This is a genomic window from Streptomyces sp. G-G2 (assembly GCF_030063135.1).
Taxonomy (GTDB): Bacteria; Actinomycetota; Actinomycetes; order Streptomycetales; family Streptomycetaceae; genus Streptomyces.
In genome coordinates this window covers 1-14,419 of the sequence record NZ_JASISO010000088.1, presented here as the reverse complement: position 1 = coordinate 14,419, position 14,419 = coordinate 1, and the positions used below count along the sequence as shown (strand labels likewise).

Here is a 14,419-nt window from a genome sequence, read left to right as displayed (position 1 = left end):
CCGGACGCCCACCCGGCTCGAAAAACCGCAGGCCAGCCCCACGCCACGAACCCGGGAAGACCGTCAAGCGAGCCGAAACCCTCACCGAACACGTCCGCCTGAAACAGCAGCGAGGTTAAAGATCAAGTTGAGAAGCCGTTGCCATACCGATCATGGAGTCTGTCGATCGAACGGGAGTCTCGATCGGGTGATCGCGGGCCCTGCCCGGCATGAGAGCAGAGCCTGGCGGTATGCGGGGAAAATCAGGGGAGCGGACGGCCGCGCGCTGCTACGGTCGGGCGCCATGAGCTGGCTTCCCGATGACTTCGTCCACCCCGTCCTGGTACCGCTGCCGGGCGGTGGTCATCACCTGCGGCCGATCCGGGAGGTGGATACCCCGCTCGACTATCCGGCTGTGATGGGTTCGCGCGAGCGGCTGTGGACCATCTTCGGCCCGGCCTGGGGCTGGCCCGCGGACACCATGACCTACGAGGCCGACCAGGCCGACCTTTTGCGGCACGAGAAGGAGATCGCCGCGCACCAGTCCTTCAACTACGCGCTGTTCGACGCGGCGGAGACAGTTCTGCTCGGCTGTGTCTACATCGACCCGCCGGAGAGGGCCGGCGCGGACGGCGAGATCTCCTGGTGGGTGGTGGACGAGCTGGTGGGCAGCAAGGTCGAGCAGGCCCTCGACGCGCTGGTGCCGCAGTGGATCGCCGCCGACTGGCCGTTCGAGCAGCCGCGCTTCCTCGGCCGTGAGATCTCCTGGTCGGACTGGCTCGCCCTGCCGCAGCATCCCGACACGTAAGTGGTTGTTGCCCGTACCGATCTCGAAGGCTGTCGGTCGAACGGGAGTCTCGATCCGGTGACTGCGGCGGTTTCCGCGCGTGGAAGCAGGGCCTCCTGGTAGCTCGGGGGTGCGATCCCATTCCGAGTGGTTCCCGGAGGCCCTGTTGTCTTTGTTGTACGTGCCCGGGCACGTTGACTTCAACTCGCCCGGCGTGTCGTGCGATTGCCTCGCGCATGTGTACGGTAACGCGGCCGATCATCCGGACCGGGTGCGCTGGTACCCGTCGGACATGACGGATGCGGAGTGGGCGGCGGTGCGCCCATTGTTGCCGGTGCCAGCCTGGCTGGAGGGCCGGGGCGGGCAGCCCGAGGGCTACTGCCACCGCTCGATGCTGGACGCGATCCGGTACCTGGTCGCGGGCGGGATCTCCTGGCGGGCGATGCCCGCGGACTTCCCCGCCTGGGGCCGGGTCTATGCCTTCTTCCGCCGGTGGCGTGAGCACGGGCTGATCGCGGAGTTCCACGACCGGCTGCGAGGCAAGGTCCGTGAGCACGAGGGCCGTGAGGCGGAACCGTCGGCGGGGATCATCGACGCGCAGTCGGTGCGGGCTGCCGCGTCCGTGCCCACTTCCTCAAGCGGGTACGACGGCGGGAAGAAGGTCCCGGGCCGCAAGCGACACATCGTGACCGACACGCTCGGCCTGCTGCTGGCCGTCGCGGTGACGGCCGCGAACGTGGGAGACCGGGATGCGGCCGGCCGTTCCCCTGCTGCGGCGACTGCGCTCGCTGCACAGGGAGATCACTCTCGTCTGGGCTGACGGCGGCTACACCGGCGGCCTTGTCGCCTGGGCGAAGGAGAAACTCGCGCTCACCTTGGAGGTCGTCAAACGCACCGACGACATGAACGGGTTCGTGGTGCTGCCCCGCAGGTGGGTGGTGGAGCGCACGTTCGCGTGGCTGATGCATTCGCGCCGTCTGGCCCGTGACTACGAAACCCTGACGACCACCAGCGAGGCGATGATCCAGTGGTCGATGATCACGCGGATGAGCCGCCGCCTGGCCCGGCCACGATCCCGTGGCCGGCACTGAACATCCCCGACGCCTCCTGGACCAGCCGCCCGCGCTCCGCCGGGCGCCTGGCCTTCGACCGCACGCCCTCCACCTTCGCTGGCGTCGGCCCCAGTCCCAGCACCACCGCGATTTCCTTCGCCCGCACCGGCCCCTGGCCCGACCGGCCCGCAACCATGCCCAGGATCCGCTGGTAATCCGGCGCGAGAACCGTCGCGGGCAGCCCCTCCTGCCAGGACGGCACTGTCGTTCCCGCCAACGGCGCGGGCACGGACACCGATTTCGCCTCCGTCTCTGCCTCGGTCACGGTGGTGGTCTCGGCAGCGGACACGGCCAGGGCCTCGACGAGTTCCTCCCGCGCGATCACTCGCCGGTCCAGCTCGATCTCCGCCGCCTCCAGCACCACAGCCGCCCGGGCCGCTGCCTCCCTCAGATCCTCGACCCGCACGCGAGCAGCCGCTTCCCGTACCTCCAGCAACCCCAGCATCGACGCCACCGCATACCCCTCACTTAACGGGCGGAACAGAACGCCGAAACTCTCCCTCACTCCATCCGAAACCATGCCTGAACAGCGGAAATCAAACGATCATGGTAGAGAAACGGCTTCTCAGGCCAGGCCATGCGGCGGCCACCGAGTTCGGCGCCGAGCAGTCACTCGCCAACGCCGCCGTGCTCGTCCGGCACTTCCTCCCCAACGGTTTGACGGCCCTCGGCGACGAAGCCGCGCTCGACCCCTTCGACGAGACCGCGCGCACCCTCGGCCCCGAAGGCGCCGCCGACGTGATCGCCGTCCTCGTCTCCCAGGTCGTCGAGCTGGCGCATCGTCAAGCTCGGGCTCCAGTACGCAGCCACCAGCAGTGCCCGGTCCTCCAGCGGATGAACCCTCCCCGAGCGACATCCTGTAGCCGGGGAGTCAGGCTGGACTTCCGAACTGCGGTACAGAGATTTCAGCGGCACACCGGGCTCAGCGACACGACCTGAGCGCGGCTGCAGCAACGCCACCTCGGACTTCCAGAACGACCCCTGCGACCTGCAGCTTTACTTTGGGCTCCTCATCGCCCCTCCGAGGAGTGACCCCGCCAGCTGCTGGCGCCCGATGCGCTCAGCCATCTGTTGGGGCGTCAGCTCCCTTGCGCAGTCTCCGGGCTGATGCGTGACACTGCCAGGCTGGCCTGAGGGTAAAGGCCGAGTAGAGATAGCCCAATGTTCACCGCAGGGCTCTATCCGCGTAGATACATGCGGTGGTGTTATTCCGTCAGCCAAGCCCCACACCCACGGGCACCCACCACCCCACACTTGCGGGAGACCCCCATGCGTCCGATGCGTCGCCTCACCGCCACCACCGCTTCGATAGCCCTCGCCACCGCTGGCCTCATCGCCGCCACCGGCAGCACCGCCCACGCCACCACCACCTCCACCACGGCTACCTGTTCCCAGGCGTACCTGCCGCGGCCCGACTCCTCCTGTCAGCCCGGCGCGCTGAACCCGAACGTCACGCAGGCGAACATCCACTCCACGATCTGCGTGGGAGGCTACAGCTCCTCTATCCGGCCCTCCACCAGTTACACGAACGCTTTGAAGGTGAAGCAGATCGCCGAGTACGGCTACACCGACACCAGCACGGCGGACTACGAGGAGGACCACCTCATCGCGCTCAGTCTCGGAGGGAACCCGACGAGCCCGCAGAACCTGTGGCCCGAGCCCCGGTGCCAGGCGGGAGGCTCCACCGCGGGGGACAAGGACACCGTGGAGTACAAGCTGTACAAGGCGGTCTGCGCGGACACCATTCAGCTCGCCCCGGCACAGCACGCCATCGCCACCGACTGGACCACGGCGCTGGCCGCCGTCGGCATCAACTGACAACCACCGCCTACGGCGGCGGGGGAGTACCGGCTACCGGCGCGGTGTGAACTGCCACCCTGTGGTGAACCCGATCAGGACGACGTCGGGGGCGCCAACAGCATCCACAACCTGTGCCAGAGCCGGTTCCCGTGAGCAGAGCCATGCTGAACCGGCGCGAGCGGCTGCCCACTACCGAGGAAGTAATACTGGGAGTTCGTTCCTGACCTTGCGCCGGACTCTCGGCGGACACCTGGCCGAGGCACCGTCGACCGCCCGGACCACGGCGCAGCTGGTGCTGTTCCGCCTGGACCTGGCGCGGGTGGTCGAGGAGGAGCTGCCTCCGGCGGCGAGGGTGTCGCTGGGCGGCTCACGAGCTCCTCGAGGAGCTCGTGAGCGCTACCGCGGTGCTGGAGCGCTTCGCCTGGCGGCTGAGCCCGCTGCTGGAGTCCGATGAGGGGGAGTTGGGGGAGAGGCAGGTGTTCGGCGCTGAGGGGCGTTCGGCGCTGGACGCGGCAGGGGTGCCGGTCATCTCGGCGGGGTCTACCATCGCGGCCGCGGTCAGCGGCGACACCGAGTTCTGACCGGTGGTAGGGAGAACTCAGAGGCGTAGATCCCGCTTCAGCTCGTTGAACTTCATTGTCCGGCGTGCGGCGGTGTTTGCGTAGGGTGTGCTGCCGAGCCCGCCACCCTCCGCAGCTGGATCATCGGCCTGAACTACAAGCTCAGGCGGCGGAGAGAACTTGGCGGGAGCGGTGCAGGAAGTCGTTGACCTGTGGTTCTGCGGCCCATGGGGTGAGTTCGTGGTTGAGGGAGCGCAGGTAGTCGTGGGCGCGGGTGGAGCGGACCTGGCGGAGGATGGTGACGGCGCGTTCGCCCATGGTGAGGCCGAGGTCGAGTTCGCGGGCGCGTAGGTGGGTGGAGGCCACGACCGCGGCGCGGATCCCGACGGCCCGGGTGAACACTCCGGAGGGCATCACGGCGGCTTGGGCGTCCCAGCGCAGCGCTGCGGCGGGTTTGCCGAGGTCTCTGTGGATTTCAGTGGCGTCGGCGCTGATCCGGCCGTGGGTGAGGTAGGCGATCCACTCAGGGTCGCGGCTGCCCGGGCGGACAGAGCCGAGGAGCGCTTCGCAGACGGCGAGGGCGGCAGAGGCCGCGCGGGTGTCGGCGGCTTTTGCGTGGGCGCGGGCTTCGGCGAGCTTGATAAAGGCCAGGACGCGGGGGGCGGCGATGTGCCGGGCGCGGTCGTAGGCGCCCTGGGCCATGTCGATCGCGTCCTGGTGGTAGCCGCGGAGGGTGGCCTGGAGGCTCATCGTGGCCAGTGTGTACGCACCGGCCTCTACGTTGCCGGCGGCGCGGGCCAGGCGCAGGGACTGGATGAAGTCGCGTTGGGCGGCTTGGTGGTGTCCCATGTCGAAGGCGGACCAGGCGGCGACGCGGGCGAGTTCGGAGATGGCGGTGAATAGCTCGCGGCCGACCTGTTCGGTGTAGGTGCCGCGGAGCAGGGGGGCGGCTTTGTGGCGCAGGCAGTCCGAGACCGCGCCTGCTTTCCAGTTCCCGCCGCCGAATTTTGAGTCCCAGCGGCGGGCCTCCTCGGAGGCCTCCCACAGTTCGGCGAGGTCGGCGCGGCCGACGCGGCGTGCGCCGGGGTGGCTGATGCGGGGTGCGGGGCCGGTGTCGGCGGGGACGGCGAGCCACCGGGTGGTGGGCGTGGCGTACGCGCCGATCGCGAACGAAGAGGAGCTGTGCAGGAAGGTGCGGCGGTCCACGGTGCTCCAGTGCTCGGCGGCGGCTCGCAGGGCGAGGCCGGGGTCTCGGGGGAAATCCAAGCCCAGAGCGGGGTCCGGTGCGGACACCCGGTTCATGCCGATCTCGGCGACGGTGACCGGCCGTCCGAGGCATTCGCCCAGCGCAACGGCCAGACAGGCCGGCCCCGGAGTGCGCGGGATCATCCCCCGGACAGTCCAGTTCGCGACACTCGTATGGGTGTAGGCGACGGTGACGCCCCGTGCGGCGGCGAGCTGATTGACCCGGTGGGCCAGGCGCGCCCGGCTGGCACCGCTGGCCTCGATCAGCTGGGCCAGCGCCGAGTTGGGGCCTTGGGCCCGCGTGGTCGGCATGCTCCTCGCCTCCTGGTCCCCCATGTCCGGCAGGCGGGACGCTGCTCGGGTGGGGTCATCGAGCGTAGACCCGGTGGGGCCTGTTCTGAGCGGGCCTTGGTGATTGTGAGCCCCCCTCGTGGGCCCTGTCCGCGCCGCCGGGTCCGGGGTTCTCTGGTCTTGTCGGGGGCCGTCCCCGGCCAGCCTGGCTCGCGCCTTCGCCGAGGAGAATCCCATGACCGCAGCCACCGCCCAGCCCGTCCTGCCCGCCCCCGCGCCCGCGCCCGTCGAGCGGTTTGTGCGGCGCCCCTACCAGGAGCGGGCCGCCCGCTACCGGGTCGCCGCGGACCGGCTGGCCACCGGCGGCCTCAGCGACCGGCACAGCCTCGCCGATGTCGGTGCCGGCCACACCGAGCTGGACTGGTGCCTGCGCCGTGAGCACGGCTGGGACGGCCGCTACCTGCCCTTCGACCGCTGGACCGGGGACGTGGACCTGGAGAGGTGGGTGCCCCCGATGCGCTACGACTGGCTGGCCTGCCTGGAAGTGATCGAGCACCTGCGAGACCCCGACCGGCTGCTGCGTGAACTGCTGGCCAGCGCGGTCCTGGGGGTGGTGGTCACCACCCCCAACCCGGCGGTGGTGGACGTCCTGGCGATGGACCCCACCCACATCACCCCCGTCAGTCGCGAACACCTCGCTGACCTCGGCTTCTACACCAGCCTCCACAACCTGTACGGCACCCCCGATGACGGGATCTGCGGGGTCTGGTACCGCGAGGGCCTGCACCTGGTCGAGCGCAAGATCACCCCCGTCCGCTACATCCCCGCGACGGCCGAGAGGAGCGGACGGTGATCAAGGAAGGGCAGCACACCTTCATCTCCGGGCGCGGCCCGGTCGAGCCGTTCCTCGGCAAGTACGCCGCGAAACGCGCGGACATCTTCGACATCATCGAGCGGCGCTTCGCGGCGGCCGGGCTCGCCGGCATGCGCTACCGGCCGCTGCGCATCGAGCTGGAGATCACCACCAAATGCAACGACTCCTGCCCCTCGTGCGGGATGGGGGCGCTGCCGCTGGCCTCCGGCATCACGCTGAGCGCGGACCAGCGGGCCCGGATCGTGGATGAGTTCGACGCGGTCGGCCTGCCGTCAGCCGCGGTGACCGGCGGGGAACCCTTCGTCGCCGTCCACGCCCTGATGCCGCTGATCAAAGCCCTCAACGGGCGGAGCATCGACGTCTCCAAGCTGACCACCAACGGCGTATGGGGCGCCCCGCGACGCTGCGAGCGGACCTTCGCCCACCTGGAGAAGGCCGGGTTCTTCGACAACCGCCTGTTCGTGCCGCTGCTGATGCTCTCCGTCGGCGAGCAGACGATGCCGCTGGAGTGGGTCGCCCGGATCCTGCACCACGGCGTCACCCACTACACCGACCGCGAACTCAACCTGGCAGTGTCCTCGCTGGCCGACCCGGCAGACCGCCAGCACAAGATCTACCAGCTGATCGAGGTGTACGAGAAGGCATACGGCGGCTTCCCGCACGACCGGGTGCACTCCACCATGCGGGTCTACCTCGACAACGAACGGCTGCCCGAGCAGCACAAGCCGGACCGGCCCGGCCACACCACCATCAAGAGGTGGATGGACGCCTGCTTCGACTGCTTCGCCCCCACCGTCGGGACGTACATCCTGCCCTCCGCACTCCTCAAACAGGACGGCCGCTGGTACGCCTGCGCCAGCTTCGACGTCCCCGAATCCCTCGGCTTCGGCAACCTCTTCACCGACGGCCTGCACACCATCCTGGAGCGCGCCAACGACTCCTCCTACCTCCAGGCCATCGCAGCGGGCGGCGGCCTCAAAGGCCTCCACGGCGCCGTCCCCGCCGAGTTCACCACCACCACGACCTGCGGCGGGTTCTGCGCCTCGTGCACCCTGCTCAGCGGCAAATACCGCGAGGTCAACGGCCAACCACCAGCGCTACCCCTGCCGGTCATCCCCGCCGACACCCTGATGGGCCGCCTTGGCGCGCCCGCTCCGACCGCCAGCTGAACCAGGAGAGCCGTCAATGCCGAAATCCACAACCCGCGAGCCGATTCTCCGTACCGCGCTCGCACGGGTCACCAGCCACACCGCCGATACGCTCCCCGAAGAAGGACACCTGGAGCAGCACCTCGGCATCGACAGCCTGGCCCTGGCCGAGCTGATCACAACCCTCGAACAGGACCTCGGGATCACGATCCCGGACGAGGAGACCGGCCGACTCCAGACCGTCAGCGACCTGCGTACTCTCCTCGACCGCCTCACACCCACCAGCGGAACGGACACCCCCTCGTGAGCCTCCGGCAGATCGACCCGAAGCAGCGCGGCTTCCTGATCGTCAACTCCCACCCCACCGGCTCCGCCGAGACCGTCACCCGGATGTGGGAACAGATCCCGGCCCGCGCCGACGGCAGCAGCCCGGTGGTCCTGCTCCTGGGCCACAGCGCCGGATACGGCCTGGCCACCCTGCTCACCGGGATCCGCCAGCACGGCATCCGCGGCGTCGGCGTCGCCTTTGAGGGCGCCGAGACCGAGCGGCGCACCGCCACCGCCGGCTGGTACCGCACCGCGGCCGCCGCCCGCCTCGCCGACGAAACAGGAGCCGACTTCGCCTTCGTCAACACCGACGCGTTCTCCGAGAAGGGCAAAGCCGAGGTCCTCGACCTCATCGCCGAGAAATTCGGGCAGGTCGACTACCTCATCTACAGTCTCGCCGCGCCCCGCCGAACCGACCCGGACACCGGGACCGTCCACCACTCGGTGATCAAGCCCCTGGGCCAGCCCTACCAGGCCCCCGCACTGGACTTCTCCGACGGCACCGCCAAAGTCACCAGCCTCCGCCTGGAGCCCGCCACCGACGAAGAAACCCACGCCACCGTGCAGGTCATGGGCGGCGCCGACTGGCGGCTGTGGGTCGAAGCCCTCGCCGAACGCTCCCTGCTCGCAGACCGCTTCACCACCGCCGCACTCACCTACATCGGCTCCGAGCTGACCGCCCCCGTCTACCGCCAGGGCACCATCGGCGCCGCCAAGCAGCACCTGGAGAACACCGCCCTCGAACTCAACGACAGCGTCCTCGCGGGCAGCCAGCGAGCGTTCACCGTCGTCGCGGGAGCCGCGGTCACCCAAGCCTCCAGCGCCATCCCCTCCATCGCCCTGTACACCGCCTTCCTCCACACCATCCTCGGCGACGCCTTCCGCACCACCGCCCAGCAGGCACAAGACCTCTGGGACCAGCTCACCGGCACCACCACCCCCGTCACCGACGAGCAGGGCCGCATCCGCCTCGACGGCTGGGAACTCGACCCCAAGGCGCAAGACCAGGTCCGGGAACTGTGGGCCGACCCGCAAGCCGCACTCGAGTCTTCCCCGGCTGGCGCCGACTGGTTCATGAGCCAGCTCCGCAACCTGTACGGATGGGGACTCGACGGCATCGACTACCACCAGCCTGACCAAACCACCGTCGTCTGGCCCACGCCGCAGAAACCGGGCCGCTGAGCCCGCTGGGGGAGGCAGCGTGCAGCGGCGCCCCGATCCCCAAGGGCCGCATGGTGATCCTCACCAGCGACGGAGTCCACGACCAGATCGACCCCACTGTCCTCGAGGCCCTCGTCCAAGCACACCAGACCGACGCCCAGGCGCTCGCCGAGGCTCTGGTCGCCGCGGCCGAGGACGGCCTCGAGGACGGGCAGCCCTACCGCGACGACGCCACCGCCGTCGTCATCCGCTCCCTGCAGATCCCGCCCGAAACCGAATGAGCGGGGAACCCCGGTGCCCCTGCCAGCCTTAACCAGGCCGCAGCACACAGAGCGGACAAACAAGCGTTCGGGCCCGAGTTCCCACATCCGCCGAGGCCCCGAACCACGCAGATCATGTGACCGGAGGCGGCTAGATGATCGATTCCAAGGGGTAGCTGCGCGGATGCAGGTTCCCGTTTCTGGTGGCGGAAGCCCCGTTGGGGTGGCGGCGCGATGGCGGATACGCCACCGAGGCGGGATGCGAGGCGGTTGCCCTCAGCAGTGCAGCGTGAACGAGGCTTCCCCGTGGGGTCGGCCGTTGACCTGGAGCTGCACCAGATGGACACCCGGGTGGTAGCGCCGCGTGCTGATCGGCTTGAAGGAATGTCTGCGTGTCGCGCGCCACGTCTCGCCGGGAGCCAGGGACCGCGTCGTGAGTTTGAAGACCTTGGGGGTACGGGTCCCGTTGGCCTTCATATGGAGGACGACGTAGTCGACGACGAGGTGAGCGGTCTGATCGTGCGTGTTGGTCACCGAGTAGTCGAACAGCAGATAGTCGCCGACCCGGATCTCTGAGGCGTGGACGTGCGGGCCCTCGACAGCGACGGGACTGTCCGGGGAGTGGCCGAGCAGCGTAAGGGCCCCGGCGTGGCCGGACTTGATCAGGGTCCGCAGGCCGTGCCGTACCAACCGTGTCGTCGTCGGCGCCGGGTCGCTCAGCCAGCGCGCCGCGACACCAGTGGCGGTGTCGGGGTGGTCACGGCTGATGTCGTTGAGGTGGTTGGCCACTGATCTGCGGACGTACTCGGAGTCATCCCGGTACAGCGCGTCGAGCAGGGGCAGCGCGGGTGTCGGATCCGCGATCAGCTCCGGAAGCTGGGGTGCCCAGGGCAGTCGTGGCCGCGTGCCTTCACTGGCCAGTCGGCGGACGTGGGGGTCGGAATGCGCGGTCCACGCCGTCATGACCCGGAGCGCGCGTTCCAGGTCGGCACGGAGGAAGGGCCGGACGGCGATCTCCGCGGTCAGGCGCGGGGTGAGTTCTGCCAGCAGGGCTAGCGCCGGCTCGAAGGCGTCCCGGCCCCGTACGGCGAGGGCCTCGGTGACAGGGAAGATCATCCATCCGGTGAAATCGCTGTCCCGCAGTGCGGCGCGCAACACGTTCGCGAAGGCCGGGTAGTCCGCCGGAAGATCAGCCAGGACGGCATCTCTGATCAGGGCGACACGCTCGGTGAAGCTCAGTCCGTCCAGGACGGCGCCGCACCCCCGGGTCTCATGCGCCGTGATCCCGTCACCGGCTCGCGTAAGGCATCGGGCGAGGTCGGCGACGGTGTCCGCGCTGAGTAGTTCGTCTGCCGAGGGCACAGCGTCATTCTCCTTGATCTCGGGGCTATGCGGTGTGCAGTACCTGAGCGTGCCGCATCTCGTGCACTGTGCCGATTCGGCTGAAGAAGCCCTGTGCCCGTGGGTCGGTCGGCATTTCCTTGGCCGCGCGCTCGGCGACGGCGGCGGACGACCAGATGATGAAGTCCAGGACGGTGCCGTCGTCGAACTGGGCGAGATGGGCACCCTGAAAGCCGTCGCCGTACTGCTCCTTGAGCAGTTCGACGAGCTGCTCCCGGTGGGCGGTGAGGGCGGCGGGGTCGTCGGTGTCGAACCTGACGTACTCGATGGTTGCACTCATGGCATCACCCTTCGTCGAACACGTGACTCACGGAGTTGGTTGATCAAATCCGTGAGCTGAAGTTATCACGGGTTCGCTGACCTGAATCCAGTAGATTGAGGGTCATGACCATCCGGGACCTGCAGGAAATGCCGTGGATCGGCGAGGACCCGGTCCTCGACCTGGCCAACACCGTCGTTGTCGGCGCAGGCCCGGGGCGCGGCGACGTCGACTTCCTCGCCGATCCGGAACTCACCAGGCGATGGCGCGCCCGCGCCGCCGACCGCAGACTGGCCGCCCTCTCCTTGGAGGAGCTGGAACGGCTGCGTGGGTTGGTCCGCGACGCGCTGGACGCGACGGCCGGACAGCGGCCGCTCACCGACAGCCTGCGGACCCGCCTGAACGAACTCGCCTCGTCCGCCCCCGTCGCCTTCCGGATGACCGGCGACGGCCTGCTCGCACAGCGGGAACAGGGTGGGGGTGCCGACGCCGTCGTCGCCCGTGAGACGCTCGTCCTGGCCGCGGGTCCCGACCGTCAGCGGGTGCGGCGCTGCCACGCCCCCAGCTGCGGCATGTTCTTCCTGGCCAGGCGCCGTGACCAGGCATGGTGTTCCCTCGGCTGCGGCAACCGGGCGAGATCCACCCGGCGCCAGCCACGAGAAACGGGAACCCACAGCTGATGAGACAAGGGAACCCAAAGTCAGGTTGTGACACCAGACTTGGACTCCCTCGCGACCGCACTCTATGCCGAGACCGACGACCTGCTGAAGGGTTCGCCGCAGCTTGCTCCGTGGCGGCCGGCGGTGGGTATCGCCCCGAAGCTCACCGACGCCGAGCTGGTCACGCTCGCGATGATGCAGGCCATGCTCGGCTTCACCTCCGAGGCCCGGTGGCTCCGCCATGCCCGCTCCCACCTGCGGCATCTCTTCCCGTACCTGCCGAAGCAGCCCGGCTACAACAAGCGCCTGCGCAAGGCGGCCGAGCTGCTCCGCCGGGTCACCCGGCTCCTGGCCACCGAGACCACCGTGTGGAGCGACGACGTGTGGATCGTGGACTCCACGCCGGTGGAGTGTGGCCGCTCACGCGAGACCGTCAAACGCTCCGACCTGGCCGGATGGGCCGAGTACGGGTACTGCGCCAGCCACAGCCGTTTCTTCTGGGGCCTTCGGCTGCACCTGGTGTGCACCCTCCAGGGCCTGCCCATCGCCTTCGCCCTGACCGGAGCCAAGGCCGACGAGCGCGAGACCCTGCTGGACCTCCTCGCCACCGAACCGGACCTCCTCGCCAGCCGACCCGGCCAGACGCTGATCGGCGACAAGAACTACTTCGGCCGTGACTTCGAACATCAACTGGCTGAGCAGGACATCCGGCTACTGCGGCCGGCCCGCAAGGGAGAGCCGGAACGGCCCGGCGCACCCCTGTTCAAGCCGTTGCGGCAGGTCATCGAGTCAGTCAACGAAACCTTCAAGGGACAGCTCGATCTCGAACAGCATCGAGGACGCACGCCCGGCGGGGTCATCGCCCGCGTTATGCAGCGCATCCTCGCGCTGACCGCAGCGATCTGGCACAACGACTACATGGGACAGCCCGTCCTGCGCTCACTGACCGCCTATGACCACTGACCCCTTGGAATCGATCATCTAGGCGCCACGGGACAAGGTCTCCGCTTTGGCTGCGGCCTGGGCAGGTCGCGGAGAAGAATGACCAGATGGCGGCCTCTTGAGTACGCGGCGGTCGCCTTCGACGTTCCAAGGACCGCTCGGTCGTGGTCCTGGGCGACGGCGGCCTCCCTCCCCGGACCGACACCTTCGAGCTGTTCCGGACCGCCTTCGCCCAGAGCCCGCGGCTGGGCGTGGCGAATTTCTGATCGTGGACGAGAGGGACGCACCCAGGGCAGGCATGTACCCGGCTGGGCGGGGTCGCCCCGGAGCTTTCCGGCGAGGTCACCACATTTCTCGGCGGCGCGCACGCCATCCGGATGCGCGTGATCGACGAGGTCGGCGACTTCCCGCCCCTGACGCGCCTGGGCCATCCCCCCTGATCTGACCGAGCCCGTATTGCTGGTCAGGCGACCGCTTACGACTGAGGGGGAAGCCAGTGGCCGTTCTGGGCAGGGACACGGCCGTATTGCGCTGGCCCATCGGGCGGGTTCCTCAGTTGGGTTCGTCAAGTGTCCAGCAGTCGCCACGGAGTGAGAATCGGCAGATGGGAAGCGACCCGCTGGTACGCCGCCCGTGAGGTAAGAAGAGCGTCTGCCTCCCCGTCAGCCAGGACGAAGACTGCCACATCGATTCGACCGGCCTGAGAGCGCGCCCACAGGTGTTCGATCTGATCCGCAGGTTCGAAGTGGGTGCTGAGGAGGGTTCTGAACTTCTCGGGGTCAATGTACGCATCAGCGGGGCCGACCAGCCGCAACGTGACGATGAACATGGCGCGGCGCGATCATCCCTGCGTCAGTGCTGGAGCTGGGACTCGAAGTGGTTGGGGGCGCCCCAACCGAATCCGTCGCCGGCAAGTACAGGGGAGGGCGTAGCAGGCGTGTCGGCTGCGATGGTCCCGATGCCGGTGAGCACCATCAGCACCGTGGCCGGGACGAGCATCAGTGCGGCAGTTCGCGTCATGTGGGAAGTCCGTTCTGTTCAACTGTCCTATGTAAAGCGCTGGTTGACCCTCGGAGCATGAATGGGGCCGCGCTTGATGGGTCAAGATTGGAACAGGGAATTCGAGGTGTCACTACCTTCATGCTTGCCGGTAGGTGCCTGTCACCATGGGGCCAGGACGAGTTCCTATAAGGGCGCCTCTCAATGGCCAGAGGATGCCGAACAAGACGGATCTGGCGAGATTTCCAGCCACGCGAGTCGGCGCGTGGCTGCATCCCCTCTTGAAGATCCTTTCACTTGCAGGTAACTCTCATTGAGGAGAGTTATTGATCATCTTGGGGGGGTGTGCGTTGCTTCACTTGCTGGGGCTGTCGAAGACTGCTGAGACCGTCTACCTGTCGATGCTCCGTCATCCGAAGCACGGGGTGGCAGGGCTGGCGGTGACCACGGGCCTGCGCGAGACGGAGCTTCGGGCGGCGTTGGACGAGCTAGATGAATGAGTCCAAGGGGTGTCGTTGCGGTCAGTGGTCGTAGGCGATCAGTGACCGCTTGACCGGCTGCCCAGTCTTGTCGTTGTGCCAGATCGCCGCCGTGAGTGCGAGGATCCGGCACAGG

General features: G+C 68.5%; 16 protein-coding genes and 1 pseudogene. 11 read left to right on the top strand and 6 right to left on the bottom strand.

Features of this window, described 5'->3' with window-relative positions; all coding sequences use genetic code 11:
- Positions 1-283 precede the first annotated feature (283 nt).
- Entirely contained in the window at positions 284-787 is a 504-nt protein-coding gene (locus QMF80_RS36895; RefSeq protein WP_283461651.1) for a GNAT family N-acetyltransferase, read from the top strand.
- 271 nt (positions 788-1,058) lie between these two features.
- A pseudogene (locus QMF80_RS36890) lies at positions 1,059-1,983 on the top strand (IS5 family transposase); the annotation flags it as partial.
- A 504-nt stretch (positions 1,984-2,487) separates the two neighbouring features.
- On the opposite strand, the gene QMF80_RS36880 reads toward QMF80_RS36890, so the two are convergent.
- On the bottom strand, positions 2,488-2,664 hold the full coding sequence (locus QMF80_RS36880; RefSeq protein ID WP_283461650.1) for a hypothetical protein: 177 nt from the start codon (positions 2,662-2,664) through the stop codon (positions 2,488-2,490).
- 483 nt (positions 2,665-3,147) lie between these two features.
- Between QMF80_RS36880 and QMF80_RS36875 the strand changes: the two genes are divergently transcribed.
- Together QMF80_RS36875 and QMF80_RS36870 are read left to right on the top strand one after the other, a co-directional pair.
- Positions 3,148-3,696 carry a hypothetical protein gene (locus tag QMF80_RS36875; RefSeq protein WP_283461648.1) on the top strand — a complete coding sequence of 183 codons (549 nt, stop codon included), beginning with the start codon at positions 3,148-3,150 and terminating at the stop codon, positions 3,694-3,696.
- A gap of 371 nt (positions 3,697-4,067) precedes the next feature.
- The gene (locus QMF80_RS36870; protein ID WP_283461646.1) at positions 4,068-4,259 is read left to right on the top strand and encodes a hypothetical protein; all 192 of its coding nucleotides are present in this window, start codon (positions 4,068-4,070) and stop codon (positions 4,257-4,259) included.
- Positions 4,260-4,400: 141 nt separating this feature from the next.
- Here the strand turns inward: QMF80_RS36870 and QMF80_RS36865 are convergent, their stop codons facing one another.
- The gene (locus QMF80_RS36865; RefSeq protein WP_283461644.1) at positions 4,401-5,795 is read right to left on the bottom strand and encodes an NsdA family TPR-like regulatory protein; all 1,395 of its coding nucleotides are present in this window, start codon (positions 5,793-5,795) and stop codon (positions 4,401-4,403) included.
- A gap of 214 nt (positions 5,796-6,009) precedes the next feature.
- Between QMF80_RS36865 and QMF80_RS36860 the strand changes: the two genes are divergently transcribed.
- The 5 genes from QMF80_RS36860 to QMF80_RS36840 are packed head-to-tail and all read left to right on the top strand — an operon-like array spanning position 6,010 to position 9,565.
- On the top strand, positions 6,010-6,627 hold the full coding sequence (locus QMF80_RS36860) for a class I SAM-dependent methyltransferase (RefSeq protein WP_283461642.1): 618 nt from the start codon (positions 6,010-6,012) through the stop codon (positions 6,625-6,627).
- On the top strand, positions 6,624-7,817 hold the full coding sequence (locus QMF80_RS36855; protein WP_283461640.1) for a hypothetical protein: 1,194 nt from the start codon (positions 6,624-6,626) through the stop codon (positions 7,815-7,817). Before QMF80_RS36860 ends, QMF80_RS36855 begins: the two co-directional genes overlap by 4 nt.
- A gap of 16 nt (positions 7,818-7,833) precedes the next feature.
- Positions 7,834-8,103, top strand: coding sequence for an acyl carrier protein (locus QMF80_RS36850; RefSeq protein ID WP_283461638.1), 270 nt, complete (start codon positions 7,834-7,836; stop codon positions 8,101-8,103).
- Positions 8,100-9,305 carry an enoyl-[acyl-carrier-protein] reductase FabV gene (locus QMF80_RS36845; RefSeq protein ID WP_283461636.1) on the top strand — a complete coding sequence of 402 codons (1,206 nt, stop codon included), beginning with the start codon at positions 8,100-8,102 and terminating at the stop codon, positions 9,303-9,305. The genes QMF80_RS36850 and QMF80_RS36845 overlap by 4 nt, the downstream gene beginning before the upstream one ends.
- Complete coding sequence (locus tag QMF80_RS36840; protein ID WP_349372278.1) at positions 9,275-9,565, top strand: SpoIIE family protein phosphatase; 291 nt, start codon at positions 9,275-9,277, stop codon at positions 9,563-9,565. Before QMF80_RS36845 ends, QMF80_RS36840 begins: the two co-directional genes overlap by 31 nt.
- 255 nt (positions 9,566-9,820) lie before the next feature.
- On the opposite strand, the gene QMF80_RS36835 is transcribed toward QMF80_RS36840, so the two are convergent.
- A complete protein-coding gene (locus tag QMF80_RS36835; protein WP_283461634.1) occupies positions 9,821-10,906 on the bottom strand; it encodes a DNA alkylation repair protein in 1,086 nt (361 codons plus the stop codon).
- A gap of 25 nt (positions 10,907-10,931) precedes the next feature.
- A complete protein-coding gene (locus tag QMF80_RS36830; RefSeq protein ID WP_283461633.1) occupies positions 10,932-11,225 on the bottom strand; it encodes a hypothetical protein in 294 nt (97 codons plus the stop codon).
- 104 nt (positions 11,226-11,329) lie between these two features.
- On the opposite strand from QMF80_RS36830, the gene QMF80_RS36825 reads away from it, so the two are divergent.
- Both QMF80_RS36825 and QMF80_RS36820 read left to right on the top strand, forming a co-directional pair.
- Positions 11,330-11,884, top strand: a complete 555-nt coding sequence (locus QMF80_RS36825) for an ABATE domain-containing protein (RefSeq protein WP_283461631.1) — start codon at positions 11,330-11,332, stop codon at positions 11,882-11,884.
- A gap of 27 nt (positions 11,885-11,911) precedes the next feature.
- Positions 11,912-12,826, top strand: coding sequence for an IS982 family transposase (locus QMF80_RS36820; RefSeq protein ID WP_283461629.1), 915 nt, complete (start codon positions 11,912-11,914; stop codon positions 12,824-12,826).
- A gap of 544 nt (positions 12,827-13,370) precedes the next feature.
- Here the strand turns inward: QMF80_RS36820 and QMF80_RS36815 are convergent.
- Both QMF80_RS36815 and QMF80_RS36810 read right to left on the bottom strand, forming a co-directional pair.
- A complete protein-coding gene (locus QMF80_RS36815; protein WP_283461627.1) occupies positions 13,371-13,634 on the bottom strand; it encodes a hypothetical protein in 264 nt (87 codons plus the stop codon).
- A 23-nt stretch (positions 13,635-13,657) separates the two neighbouring features.
- Complete coding sequence (locus QMF80_RS36810; RefSeq protein WP_283461625.1) at positions 13,658-13,825, bottom strand: hypothetical protein; 168 nt, start codon at positions 13,823-13,825, stop codon at positions 13,658-13,660.
- Positions 13,826-14,419 lie beyond the last annotated feature (594 nt).

Bases quoted from the DNA above. Each gene is read 5' to 3' on its own strand.
- QMF80_RS36860 (WP_283461642.1), top strand. From the start codon at position 6,010: ATGACCGCAGCCACCGCCCAGCCCGTCCTGCCCGCCCCCGCGCCCGCG.
- QMF80_RS36815 (WP_283461627.1), bottom strand. From the start codon at position 13,634: ATGTTCATCGTCACGTTGCGGCTGGTCGGCCCCGCTGATGCGTACATT.
- QMF80_RS36895 (WP_283461651.1), top strand. From the start codon at position 284: ATGAGCTGGCTTCCCGATGACTTCGTCCACCCCGTCCTGGTACCGCTG.
- QMF80_RS36875 (WP_283461648.1), top strand. From the start codon at position 3,148: ATGCGTCCGATGCGTCGCCTCACCGCCACCACCGCTTCGATAGCCCTC.
- QMF80_RS36810 (WP_283461625.1), bottom strand. From the start codon at position 13,825: ATGACGCGAACTGCCGCACTGATGCTCGTCCCGGCCACGGTGCTGATG.
- QMF80_RS36830 (WP_283461633.1), bottom strand. From the start codon at position 11,225: ATGAGTGCAACCATCGAGTACGTCAGGTTCGACACCGACGACCCCGCC.
- QMF80_RS36850 (WP_283461638.1), top strand. From the start codon at position 7,834: ATGCCGAAATCCACAACCCGCGAGCCGATTCTCCGTACCGCGCTCGCA.
- QMF80_RS36825 (WP_283461631.1), top strand. From the start codon at position 11,330: ATGACCATCCGGGACCTGCAGGAAATGCCGTGGATCGGCGAGGACCCG.
- QMF80_RS36865 (WP_283461644.1), bottom strand. From the start codon at position 5,795: ATGCCGACCACGCGGGCCCAAGGCCCCAACTCGGCGCTGGCCCAGCTG.